This is a genomic window from Pseudomonas sp. TUM25319, assembly GCF_056388475.1.
Map to the genome: position 1 here is coordinate 1,631,720 of NZ_CM150751.1, position 12,175 is coordinate 1,643,894.

Genomic DNA, 12,175 nt, shown 5'->3' on the forward strand with positions numbered 1-12,175 from the left:
TACAGCGGTGTTGTCAGCGTAGTGCCTGTTTTTGTTCAGCTCAGGTGTTCGCCATGGCGGGCCATGATGTGCCGCACCACGCTGTAGTCCTGCAGCGAGTCGCTGGACAGGTCCTTGCCATAGCCGGAACGCTTGAGCCCGCCGTGGGGCATCTCGCTGACCAGCATGAAATGGCTGTTGATCCAGGTGCAGCCGTACTGCAGGCGGGCGGCGATCTGCATGGCCTTGTCCAGGTCGCGGGTCCACACTGACGAGGCCAGGCCGTATTCGGAATCGTTGGCCCAGTCCACCGCCTGGGACAGCTCGTCGAAGCGGGTCACGGTGACCACCGGGCCGAACACTTCGCGCTGGACGATCTCGTCGCGCTGCTGGCAGCCGGCGAGCAGCGTCGGCTGGTAATAGAAGCCTGGGCCCGAATGCACGGCGGCGCCGGTGACCCGTTCGATGTGGGGCTGGCTCAGCGCACGTTCGACGAAGCTCGCCACGCGGTCGCGCTGGCGGGTGCTGATCAGCGGGCCGATCTCGTTGTCGGCGTCGCGCTTGCCGGCGAAGCGCAGGCTGCTCACCGCCCAGCCCAGTTCGGCCACCAGCTTGTCGTGGATGCCGGCCTGGGCGTAGATGCGGCAGGCGGCGGTGCAGTCCTGGCCTGCGTTGTAGTAGCCGTAGCTGCGCACACCCTCGACCACGGCCTTGAGGTCGGCGTCGTTGCAGACGATCACCGGGGCCTTGCCGCCCAGCTCCAGGTGGGTGCGCTTGAGGGTCTTGGAGGCGGCCTGGAGGATTTTCTGGCCGGTGACGATATCGCCGGTGAGCGACACCATGCGTACCCGGGCATGGCTGACCAGATGGCTGCCGACGCTTTCGCCGCCGCCACAGACGATGTTCAGCACCCCTGGCGGCAACAGCTCGGCGAGCGCCGGGGCCAGCGCCAGGATCGACAGCGGTGTGTGCTCCGACGGCTTGAACACCAGGGTGTTGCCGGCAGCCAGCGCCGGGGCGATCTTCCAGGCCGCCATCATGATCGGGTAGTTCCACGGCGCGATGGACGCCACCACGCCCAGCGGATCGCGGCGGACCATGCTGGTGTAGCCCGGCAGGTATTCGCCGGCAAGCTGGCCGGTCTGGCAGCGCACGGCACCGGCGAAGAAACGGAACACGTCGATGGCTGCCGGCAGGTCGTCCTGGCGGGCCAGGTGCAGCGGCTTGCCGCAGTTGAGGGCTTCGAGGCGGGCCAGGTGATCGGCCTGCTTCTGCATGGCGTCGGCAATGGCGAGGAGGAGGTTGGAACGTTGCTGCGGCGTGGTCCGTGACCAACTGGCGAAGGCGCGGTGGGCGGCCTGGATCGCGGTCTCGACCTGTTCGGTGCTGGCCTCGGCGATCTGCGTCAGCACTTCGCCCGTGGCCGGATTGAAGATCGGCTCGGCCGGGCCGTTGCCGGCAACCAGTTCGCCGTCGATCAGCAGGGCGGTGGACAGCGGGGTCGGGTGGGCGCCGGACATGCTTCGATTCTCTGTTGTTTTAGTTATTCGCCGACCGGGGTGGGCGATATTTCTTACAGAGACTAGAGCGGCAGGCGCAGGGCGACAAATTCTAAATATTGAAGGTGGCGTTCGATTAAATCGAAGGCTTTCGGGTATTGCCCGGTTCACGGGCCACGGTGAGGAAGGGATCGACCAGTGCTGGCCGCGCCGTGCCGCGGCGCCAGGCCAAACCGATATCGAGGGTCTGGTTGAGGTCGGCCAGCGGCCGCGCCTCGATGATGTCGCCTTCCAGCGACCAGGGGCGGTAGGTCATGTCCGGCTGGATCGACACCCCGAGGCCCGCCGCCACCAGGCTGCGCACCGCCTCGGTGGACGCGGTGCGCAGGCTGATCCGCGCCTGCAGCCCCGCGCCGGACCACATGCGCCGGGCGTTGTGTTCCATTTCATCGACGTTGAGCTGGATCAGCGGCTCGTCGGCCACATCGGCGAGGCTGATGCTGTCGCGCTCCAGCAGCGGGTGCTGGGCCGGGAGCCACAGGCGGTGGGGTGAATGGGTGAGGACTTCGGTCTGCAGCGCCAGGCGGTCTTCCAGGTTCGACAGGATCAGCACGCCGACATCGATCTCGCCAGCCACCAGCAGGTGCTCGATGTAGGGGCGCTCGTCCTCGGTCACGCGGATCTCCACATTGGGGTAGGCGCGCTGGAAGCGGGTCAGCAGGTCGGCAAGGTAATAGCCGGCCACCAGGCTGGTCACGCCGATGGTCAACTGCCCGGCCACCTGGTCGGTGCTCTGTTGTAGGCTGCGCTTGGCGTTGTCGACGGTGGCGAGGATCAGGTGCGCCTGGCGCAGGAACTGATGGCCCTGGTGGGTCAGGGTCATGCCCTTGGCGTGGCGGTTGAACAGGCTGACGCCGATTTCCTGCTCCAGTTGCTGGATCGCCAGGGTCAGCGTGGACTGGGAAATGAACACCGCCTGGGCGGCGGCGGAGATCGAACCGGTTTCAGCGACGGCGATGAAATGGCGGATCTGGCGCAGGGTCATCATGGGCGTGGGCTTTTATGAGTTTTTCTTGATGGCAGCTAGTCTATATCTTTTTTTCCGATGGCAACCAGCGCCGAATCTTTGTGGCAGGCAGCGGCCAAACTGACTAAGGTGACAGCTTTGCCGTTGCCCGAGCGGTCCACTGACGGACCCATAACAATAAAGAAAACGGAACTTCCCGATGGTTTTTCGCAACAACATCAATGCCCTGCGCGCGCTTGCCGTGATCGCGGTGGTGCTGTTTCATTTCCGGCTTCCTGGCTTCGACGGCGGTTTCGCGGGCGTCGATGTGTTCTTCGTGATCTCCGGCTTCCTGATGACCGGGATCATCGTCGAGGGGCTGCGCCAGAACCGTTTTTCCCTGGCCGGCTTCTACGCTTCGCGGGCGCGACGGATCATCCCGGCGCTGGCGGTGCTGTGCCTGGCACTCATGCTCTTCGGCTTCGTCTACCTGCCGCTGGACGACTACCGGGAACTGCTGCGCACGGCCAAGAACAGCCTGCTGTTCACGTCGAACCTGCATTTCGCCGAGGACGGTGACTACTTCTCCGCGCCCCTGCATGAAAACTGGCTGCTGCACACCTGGTCGCTGTCGGTGGAAATGCAGTTCTACCTGTTCTATCCGCTGCTGGTGCCGCTGCTGTTCCGATGGCTCGGCGAGCGCGGTATGGCCTGGGTGCTGGCGCTGCTGGGCGCAGTGTCGCTGGCGGCGTCGGTGGTGTTGACCGAAAGCCATCCGGTGGCGGCGTTCTATCTGCTGCCGACCCGAGCCTGGGAGATGATCCTTGGCGGGCTGGTGTTCCTGTTTCCGCTGCGACTTTCCAGTGTCAGCCGTGGGCTGTGTGAAGGCGCGGGGCTGGTGATGATCCTGCTCGCTGTGCTGGTCTTTTCTGCCGGCGACCCCTGGCCCGGCCATCTGGCCCTGCTGCCGGCACTGGGTGCCGCCCTGGTGATCCAGGCCAACAGCAACTCGCCGTTCAGCCGCCTCGCGCCGTTGCAGTTCATCGGGCGGATTTCCTATTCGGTGTACCTCTGGCACTGGCCGCTGGTGGTGTTCCTGTATATCTGCGGCCTGCTGGACAGTCCGGAGCATGTGGCGGCGGCGTTAGCGCTGACGTTCGTCCTCGGCTACCTGTCGTATCGCTGGGTCGAGTCCGGCAGCGCCAGGTCGGGCCGGCCTTCGCAAGCCCTGCTCAGGCATTGCGGGCTGGCGCTGGGTCTGGTGGTGATGGCCTCGGCAGGGGCTTCGCTGGTGAAGCAGTACCCGCAGTTGCGTTTCGCCTTCGAGGAGCGCCAGCGGCCGCCTTATGCCAGCGCGCTGTACAGCCGTGAGTGCTATCCCGATGAGACGGACCGTGATGTGGTCGACTGCCGTCTGGGAGACGGCGAGGTGCGGGTGATCCTGTTCGGCGACAGCCATGCCGAGTCCACTGCCGCTGCCGTGCAGATCGGCAATCGCGACGCTGCGCTGTCGTGGTCTCGAGGCGGTTGTCCGACGCTCATGGCGTTCCGGATGCAGGACGCCGAACTCGAGCGCAAGTGCCATGCGTTCAACCAGCGCCGTTTCGACGTGCTCAGGCACGATTATCCGGGTGTGCCGCTGGTGCTGCTGAGCCGCTCGGCGCTGTATGTCGACAACCGCCGGGAAAACCGTTTTCGCGTCTATTTCGATGGCCAGCGCCACCAGGCCCCGGAAGCCTTCGCCCGCGCCTTCGAAGCCGAGTATGCCCGTACCGTCTGCGCCCTGGCCGAACGGCGCGCGGTGACCATCGTCCGGCCGATTCCGGAAATGTCTTTCAGTGTCTACAAGGGGCTCAATCTGCAGGCGCGCATTCTCGGCACCACCGAGGATATCTCGGTGCCGCTGGAGGCCTATCGCGAACGCAATCGCCGGGCCAACCAGGCCATCGATTTCGCCGCCGCCCGTTGCCAGGTGCGCGTGCTCGATCCGGTGCCGTGGTTATGTCCGGACGGGGAGTGCCTGGGGTCACTGGAAGGCAGGGCGTTGTATTTCGATGACAACCATTTGGTGGACTCGGGAAATCAGCTGCTTCAGGGGATGTTTCGCGAGGTCTTTTAAGGGGTGGGCTTCGCCAGTAATTTTTGTGTACTTTCGGGCCTCATCGCAGTTCAAGCCAGCTCTCACAGGATCTGTAGTGCATGCAATCCTTGTGGGAGCAACTGTCTTTAAGGATTTTTTTCAAACGCCCCCTTCAGGCATGGCTTCGCCAGCGATACCGCATTGCGGTTTCGCTGGCGAAGCCCGCTTTTCAGTAAATCAGCCCTCGCTTGCTGTCAGGTTGCGGGTATCTGAGATTTCGGTTCTTTCCACTTCGTGCCGTCTCGCAGCATCGCGTTAAGACGTACCAGGATCTTGCGCATGCAGGCCACAATAACGACCTTGGCAAGTTTGCCTCGCGCTCGCAGAGCCTCATATTCGGCTTTGACTTCCGGATCGTGGCGAACCATTGACCAGGTCGACATATAGAGCACACGGCGCACTGCATAGCGCCCGCCTTCGATCGATCTGGGGCCGCTCTTCTTGCCGCTGTCGTTGTTGTAAGGGGCTAACCCTACCAGGGCCGCGATCTTGCGCCCTGTCACGGCTCCGAGCTCAGGTAGCGATGCCATGAGCGTGCCGCACGCAATGACTCCAATCCCTTTCACCGATCTCAACTGACTGGCTTTCTCCTGATTCAGGGCGTTCGAGGCCTTCTCAATCGCCTCATCCAGTGCTTTGATTTTCTGGTTCAGATAAGCGATGAGATCGGTGTAGGTGGATATAGCTATGGCCTGAGTGGTTTGTTGTATCCGGCGCTTGCTGCTGTCTCGATCCTTGACCAGATTGCCTCGCAGCTTGATCAACTCCCCCAGCTCATCCCGAGCCTGGTTAGGCTCAACCGGCGGCAAGTCCTCGATATCTCGGGCAAACTTCGCCAGCATCCGAGCGTCGATTTTGTCGGTCTTGGCAAGCTTGTTCATGGATCTGGCATAGTCACGAGCGCGCTTGGGATTGACGCGAACCACATTAAGACCGCTTAGCTGCAGGGCCTTGAGCAAAGCCCTCTCATAACCACCGGTGGCCTCAAGCAGTACTCGCTCGACTTCAAGCCCGTTCAGGCATGCAATCAGCTGAGCGAAGCCATCAGAGTCGTTACTGATCTGGAACTGCGGGTAATTCGCAGGAAGAAACCCCACATCCACAGTCGCTTTCGAAACATCGAGACCAACAAAGTAGGAAATCATCGCCAAGCCCTCTTACACTCAAGAAGTGAGAGCGCTCTGACCTATCCCTAGCTTGTGATTTCGAGTTTTGCCGCTCATCCAACTGTTCGGGCTTCTGGTCAGAGTGAGAGGTGGATGGCGACTTGGCTCCCACTCGTGCTTTAAGCACCGCTGGCATTCAGTCTGCCATCCACCGCTCTCACCCTTCTGAGTTTAAGAGGCCTTGAAGACACAAGCTGGCTTTGCCAGCGATGAGGCCCTTGGCAGCGATACCTACAAGAACTTGACCTGATAACTCAAGATCACCCGGTTCTCATCGGCACTGTCCGCATAGTTCGACCGATTGGTGGCATTTCTCCAGCGTAGCGACAGGTTCTTCAACGGCCCGTCTTGCACGGTATAGGTCAGGTCGGTGGCCCGTTCCCATTCCTTGCCGTCTTCTCCCGCCGCCCGCAGCGCCGCGCCTTGCACCGTGCGGATATGCTCGGGATCGACCTGATCGCCCTTTACATACCGCAGGTTGAACGTCAGCCCCGGCACGCCAAGGGCGGCGAAGTCGTAGTCGTAGCGCAGGTGCCAGACCCGCTCGTTCTGCAGGGCGAAGGTGCTGACCAGCATTTCGCTGAACAGGTAGGTGTCGCTGCCGTTGAGGTAGGCGAACGCGGTATCCCCCGAGCCCTTCTGGTAGCCACCACTGAAGCCGTGCCCGCCGATCCTGTAGCCGACATTGGAACTCCAGGTCCGGTTGTCCACCTCGCCCGCCAACGCCCGCCCTTCATCCCGGGCCACGAAGTAGCGCACTTCGCCGAACACCTTGCCGGCACCCAGAGACTGGCTGAACTGCACTCCGGCGTAGTCCCGCCGGTAGATATCGTCGAGTCGCGCATAGTGGTAGCTCAAGGTCAGCGCATCGAGCTTGTAATCCGCCCCGGCGTAATCCATCCCGTCACTGCGCGCACTGCTGGAATAGCCCCCGGACATGCCGCTGATGGCCAAGTCTTCGAAGTCCGAGGAGTCCCGGTACTTCACCTGATCAATCCGCCCCAGGGTCAGCGTGAGGTTGTCGATGTCCGTGGAGGTCAGCAGCCCGCCATTGAACACCTGCGGCAGCAGGCGGCTGTAGTTGGCCGCCAGCAACGGCAAGGTCGGGGTCAGCGCGCCGATGCGCAGCTCGCTGTTGCCCAGGCGCACCTTGGCCGTGGGCGCGAAGGTGGAGAAATCGTCTGCCGCACGCCGGTCGGCATTTCTCGGCAGCAGCCCGGTCCCCGCGCGGTCGGCACTGGAATCGAGCTTGAGCCCGAGCAGGCCGAGGGCATCCAGGCCGAAGCCGAGGGTGCCCTCGGTGTAGCCGGACTGCACCTTGAAGACCAAGCCCTGGGCCCATTCCTCGCGTTTCGACTGGCTGGCTTCGTCGTTGCGAAAGTCGCGGCTGAAGTAGAAGTTGCGGATCTCCAGGCCGGCCTTGGTATCACCGACGAAATCCGCCAGCACCGGCCCTGATCCCAGGCTCACGCCCAGCACAAGCAGCGCACGCCGGATCATTTCGTCACCCGCTCTTTCGGCAGGCCCCAGAGGATCACACCGACGCAGATCACGCAGAACGGTGCCAGGGCGAGCATGCCCATGTAGGTGTTGCCGGTGAGGTCGTTGATGTAGCCCACCAGCAGCGGCGCGACCATGCCGCTGAGTTGCCCCACGGTATTGATCGCGGCAATGCCGCCGGCAATCGCCAGGCCGGCGAAGGCCTGTTGTGGAATGGTCCAGAAGATCGGGATGGCGATGAACACACCCGCCGTGGCGAGGATCAGGAAGCTGGTCAGCAGCACGTAGTGATCATTGAAGAAGCAGGCGGCGAAGTAACCGATGGCGCCCACCACCATGCATTGCCAGAGGTACTTGCGCCGCTCGCCGGACGCGTCGGAGCGGCGGGTGACGATGATCATCCCCAGCGCTGCCACCAGGTACGGCAGGGCGGTGAGGAAACCGACCGCCAGCTGGTTCTTCACCCCGGCCGAACTGATCAGGTGTGGCATCCAGAAGTTCAGGCCATAGCCGGTGAGCTTGATCATGAAATAGATCACCGAGAGGATCGCCACCTCGCGGGTGAAGATCACCTTGAGCAGCGAGGCGTGGATCGGCTTGCTCTCCTTGCGGTCGTTGTCGAGGTTGCGCTGGAGGATGTCCTTTTCCGGCTGGGTCAGCCATTTCGCCGACTGGATATCGCGGTCCAGACGGAACAGCACGATCACGCCCAGCAAAGCGCACGGCAGGCCCGACAGCACGAACAGCCAGTGCCAGCCGGCGAGGCCGAGGAAGCCGTTCATGTATTCGAGGATGAAGCCCGATACCGGTGCTCCGAGCATCCCCGACAACGGGATCGACAGGAACCACAGGCCGTTCATGCTGGCGAGGTTCTTCTTCGGGAACCAGCAGGCGAGGTAGAACAGCAGCGCCGGGCCGAAGCCGGCCTCCATCACGCCGATCAGGAAGCGCAGGAAATACAGGGTGAACTCGTTGTAGGCGAACACCAGCGCGGCCGTCGCCAGGCCCCAGGACACCATGATCCGGCAGATCCAGCTCGGTGCGCCGTAGCGCTTCAGGCCATAGCTGCTGGGTACTTCGAAGAGCACGTAGCCGAAGAAGAAGATGCTCGCGGCGAAGCCGTAGGCGGCGTCGCTCAGGCCCAGTTCGGCCTGCATCTGGGTCTTGGCGAAGCTGATGTTGATGCGGTCGAAATAGGAAAACAGGAAGCAGATGATCGTCAGCGGCAGGATGCGCCAGGCGACGCGGCGGTACAGCAGCAGTTCCTGCAGGTCGCGAGCGCCCTCGGTGGCGCTCTGGGTCAGGGTGGCCATGCGGTGTCTCCATTGTTGTAGTTGTCGGAGAGTTGTCCTGACGGGCGAATGGGCCCGGCAGCCATCAGGTTTCACGCGGTCGTGGTGATTGTGATCCTCATCGTGGGCGGCTGTTCGACAGGTCTCGCCTGCCGACCAGCACGCCGTCCTCGTCCGCGTAAAGCCAGTCCCCCGGCTCGACGACGGTCGCGCCGAGCAGAAGGGGAACATCGGGTGAGCCGCCCGCACGGTTGTGCGAGCGTTGCGGCCAGGTGCCGAGGGCGACGATGCCCAGGTCGAGTGCAGCGAGGGCCCGGCGGTCGCGGACATTGCCGTGGACCAGTACGCCGGCCCAGCCATTATCCAGGGCCAGCGCGGCGAGGCGGTCGCCGAGCAGGGCGCCGGGGTCGCCGCCGGCATCGATCACCAGTACGCGCCCGGCGCCGGGTTCGGCCAGGGCGGTGCGGATTTCACCGTTGCAGCCATTGGCGCGCAGGGTCAGCACCGGCCCGCTGAACTGGCGACGGACACCGAACCACTGCCAGTGGCCGGGCACGATGCGCAGTTCATCGCCGTGCTGGTCGCAGAGATCGGCGCTGCTCATGCGACCTCCGCCGCCACCTGGCGTTGCAGGTCGGCGAAGCTGGTCAGGCGGCCGAGCAGGGCACTGGCGGCCACGGTGTAGGGGCTGCCGAGCCAGACCTGGCCGGGACCGGAGCGGCCGGGGAAGTTGCGGTTGATGGCGCTGATGGTCACCTGTTCGGCGCGGGTCGAGGAGCCCGGCCCGCAGTTCGCGCAGGCGCCGCAACCGGGCATGATCAGCTCGACGCCGACCTGTTCGAAGGTCTCCAGGTAACCCTGTTCGCGACAGTAGTCACGCACCGCCAGGGTACCGAATTGCAGGTACAGACGGGTATGGTCGGCGACCTTCAGGCCGTGACGCAGGCCCCAGGCGAGTACCTCGTGGTAGTAGTCGAAGTCTTCGCGCTTGCCGGCGGTGCAGGAGCCGCCGTAGGCGATGTCCACCGCCACCGGCTCGTCCAGATCGGTCAGGACCATGCCGTTGCCCGGATCACCCGGAGCCGCCACCAGCGGCGACAGCGACGAACAGTCGATGACGATGTGTTCCTTGTAGTCGGCGTCGGCGTCGCTGAACAGCCAGTCTTCCAGTTGCACCTCGATGCCGCGGCGCTCGCGCAGGAAATCCACGGCTTTCTGGTCCGGGGCGACGATGCCGGTGAAGCCGCCCAGTTCGGCGACCATGTTGGTCAGGGTGGCGCGCTCGTCGATCGACAGGGCGCGTACCGCCTCGCCGGTGTATTCGAACACCGCGCCGATGGCCTGGCCCTGGCGGATCGGTTCGCTGCGCAGCAGTTCGAGGACGATGTCCTTGGCGGTGACATCGGCGCGTAACCGGCCGGTGAGTTCGACCTTGATGATCTCCGGCATGCGGCAGCGGATGAAACCGGTGGCCCAGCTGTTGGCGATATCAGTGGCGCCGGCGCCGAAGGCCAGGCAGCCGAGGGCGCCGGAGTGCGGCGAGTGGGAGTCGGTGCCCACCACCACCTGGCCGGGCAGGGCGTGCAGTTCGGTCATCAGCGCATGGCAGATGCCTTCCGAACCGCTTTGCCCCTTGAGCGCGCCGTGGGCCACCACCGGGTAGCGGCGCACGAATTCGTCGTGGGCCGAGGCCAGCCCGCCAACCGCCGCCAGCAGGTTGTCGCGGATGTGCGGGTAGCTCTGGTCGGCGAGGATCAGGTGGTCCTGGAAGGCGATGATTTCGTGGGGGCGGGCCAGCGTGAGGTCTTCGCCAAAGGCCTCGTGCATGAAGTGCGCGCACATGCCGGTGAAGTAGTCGTGACTGAAGCGCCAGTCGGCGGACAGGAACAGGCCGTCGCCCCGTGCGACTTCACCAGATGGGGCCACGCGGCGGCGCTCGATGATCTTTTCCACCAGCGTCAGCGGGCGATGGGTTGGCAGCGGATTGAAGACCTTCTCTGGCTGACGCGGCAGGTGCAGTTTGCTGTAGGCGAGCAGGCCGCCGGCGCGGATCACTTCCTGGGTCACGGCGTCACGGCCCACCAGGAATTCCTCTAGGTCGATGGCTTCTCCGGCGCGGATACGTCCGATCAGCGAGAAGTCGGTGGAGGTGTAGATGCCGATGTTGTCGCAGTTCTGCCGGTAGATCCGTTCGAAGCTCTCGGCGATGATCAGGCGGATGCCCGCGGACTTTTCCGCCAGCGGGCTGGACTCGCGGGACGAGCCCTTGCCATAGCGCTTGCCGGCGACGGTGATCTGGAAGCCGGCGTCTTTCACCGCGTCGTTGCCGATGGGCAGTTCGCCCTCGGTCTTGAAGCCCACGTAGGGGTATTTTCCGAGGCGCGAATCGTAGGTCATCATGATCACCACCGGGGTGATCTCGTCGGTAGAGATGTTGTCGCGCAGCGGCAGGGCATCGGTCAGTTGCAGATCCCGGCCCTGGAGCTGCGCCTTCACGGCTTCGCTGCTGCAGGACAGGAACAGAAAACGGCCATCGAATTGAATTTTTCTTGTAGTCATAGTTATCTCCTCAACGTCGTGCATGGTAGGAACTCCCTCGCACACGCTGAAGTGATGAAAATTCACCCCCGCCATCACCAAATATCGGGCCTTCTATGCAAACCCTCTGGCGCTTCGATCCCACCTCGCTGAAGCTGTTCATCGCCGCCTGCGACGAGGGCAGCATCGCCCGCGCCGCCGAGCGCGAGAGCATGGTGCCCTCGGCGGTGAGCAAGCGCATCGCCGAGCTGGAAGAGGCGGTCGGTGCGCCGTTGCTGTACCGCCACCAGAAGGGCATCGAGCCGACGCCGGCGGGTATCTGCCTGCTCAGTCATGCGCGGCATGTGCTCGACGAACTGGCGCGGATGACCGCCGACCTGTCGCAGTTCGCCAGCGGTGATCGCGGGCATATCCGCATCAGCGCCAACCGCTCCAGCATCATCCAGTTCCTGCCGGACGACCTCAGCCGTTTCCGCCGCGCCCACCCGCATATCGCCATCGAGTTGCAGGAACGCACCAGCGAACAGGTGGCCGAGGCGGTGCTCGGCAACCAGAGCGACCTGGGCATCGGCACCGACCTGGCGGCGCTGGCGGAGAAGGGCTTGCGGGTGCAGGACTACCGCACCGACCAGCTTGTGCTGGTGGTGCCGGCGGGCCATGCGCTGGCGACGCTTGCGCGGGTGCGGTTTGCCGACACCCTCGACTTCGGCCATATCGCTTTGCACCGCGACAGCCCGCTGTACCGCATGCTCGACAAGGCCGCACGGGCGGCACGCAAGAGCATCCGCTACGGGATTCACCTGCAGAGCTTCGATGCGGTGTGCCGGATGGTGCAGGCGGAACTGGGGATTGCGGTGATTCCGCAGCAGGCGGTGAGCAGCCAGCCGGACGGGCCGGCGCTGGTCTGTGTGGCGCTGGAGGATGAGTGGGCGGTGCGGCAGTTCCAGATCGTCAGCCGGCAGGAGGAGTATCTGTCGGCAGTGTGTCGGGGGTTCCTGGCGTTTCTCTCCTAGGCGTCGGTTGCTTTCGCCGGCCTCATCGCTGGCAACGCCAGC

General features: G+C 63.9%; 9 protein-coding genes. 2 read left to right on the forward strand and 7 right to left on the reverse strand.

Going from position 1 to position 12,175, the window contains the following annotated elements; genetic code table 11:
• Positions 1-35: 35 nt before the first annotated feature.
• A complete protein-coding gene (locus AC05QJ_RS07495; RefSeq protein ID WP_476746270.1) occupies positions 36-1,499 on the reverse strand; it encodes a gamma-aminobutyraldehyde dehydrogenase in 1,464 nt (487 codons plus the stop codon).
• A gap of 115 nt (positions 1,500-1,614) precedes the next feature.
• Entirely contained in the window at positions 1,615-2,526 is a 912-nt protein-coding gene (locus AC05QJ_RS07500; RefSeq protein ID WP_476746271.1) for a LysR family transcriptional regulator, read from the reverse strand.
• Positions 2,527-2,704: 178 nt separating this feature from the next.
• Between AC05QJ_RS07500 and AC05QJ_RS07505 the strand changes: the two genes are divergently transcribed.
• Entirely contained in the window at positions 2,705-4,603 is a 1,899-nt protein-coding gene (locus AC05QJ_RS07505; protein ID WP_476746272.1) for an acyltransferase family protein, read from the forward strand.
• A gap of 215 nt (positions 4,604-4,818) precedes the next feature.
• On the opposite strand, the gene AC05QJ_RS07510 is transcribed toward AC05QJ_RS07505, so the two are convergent.
• From AC05QJ_RS07510 to AC05QJ_RS07530, 5 genes are all read right to left on the reverse strand, one after another.
• A complete protein-coding gene (locus AC05QJ_RS07510; protein WP_476743356.1) occupies positions 4,819-5,769 on the reverse strand; it encodes an IS110 family transposase in 951 nt (316 codons plus the stop codon).
• A 252-nt stretch (positions 5,770-6,021) separates the two neighbouring features.
• The gene (locus AC05QJ_RS07515; protein WP_476746273.1) at positions 6,022-7,290 is read right to left on the reverse strand and encodes an OprD family porin; all 1,269 of its coding nucleotides are present in this window, start codon (positions 7,288-7,290) and stop codon (positions 6,022-6,024) included.
• Complete coding sequence (locus tag AC05QJ_RS07520; RefSeq protein WP_476746274.1) at positions 7,287-8,603, reverse strand: MFS transporter; 1,317 nt, start codon at positions 8,601-8,603, stop codon at positions 7,287-7,289. The genes AC05QJ_RS07515 and AC05QJ_RS07520 overlap by 4 nt, the downstream gene beginning before the upstream one ends.
• Before the next feature lie 97 nt (positions 8,604-8,700).
• Complete coding sequence (gene rraA / locus AC05QJ_RS07525; protein ID WP_476746275.1) at positions 8,701-9,186, reverse strand: ribonuclease E activity regulator RraA; 486 nt, start codon at positions 9,184-9,186, stop codon at positions 8,701-8,703.
• Positions 9,183-11,141 carry an aconitase family protein gene (locus tag AC05QJ_RS07530; RefSeq protein WP_476746276.1) on the reverse strand — a complete coding sequence of 653 codons (1,959 nt, stop codon included), beginning with the start codon at positions 11,139-11,141 and terminating at the stop codon, positions 9,183-9,185. The genes rraA and AC05QJ_RS07530 overlap by 4 nt, the downstream gene beginning before the upstream one ends.
• Before the next feature lie 95 nt (positions 11,142-11,236).
• On the opposite strand from AC05QJ_RS07530, the gene AC05QJ_RS07535 reads away from it, so the two are divergent.
• On the forward strand, positions 11,237-12,133 hold the full coding sequence (locus AC05QJ_RS07535) for a LysR substrate-binding domain-containing protein (protein WP_476746277.1): 897 nt from the start codon (positions 11,237-11,239) through the stop codon (positions 12,131-12,133).
• The last annotated feature ends 42 nt before the right edge of the window (positions 12,134-12,175 follow it).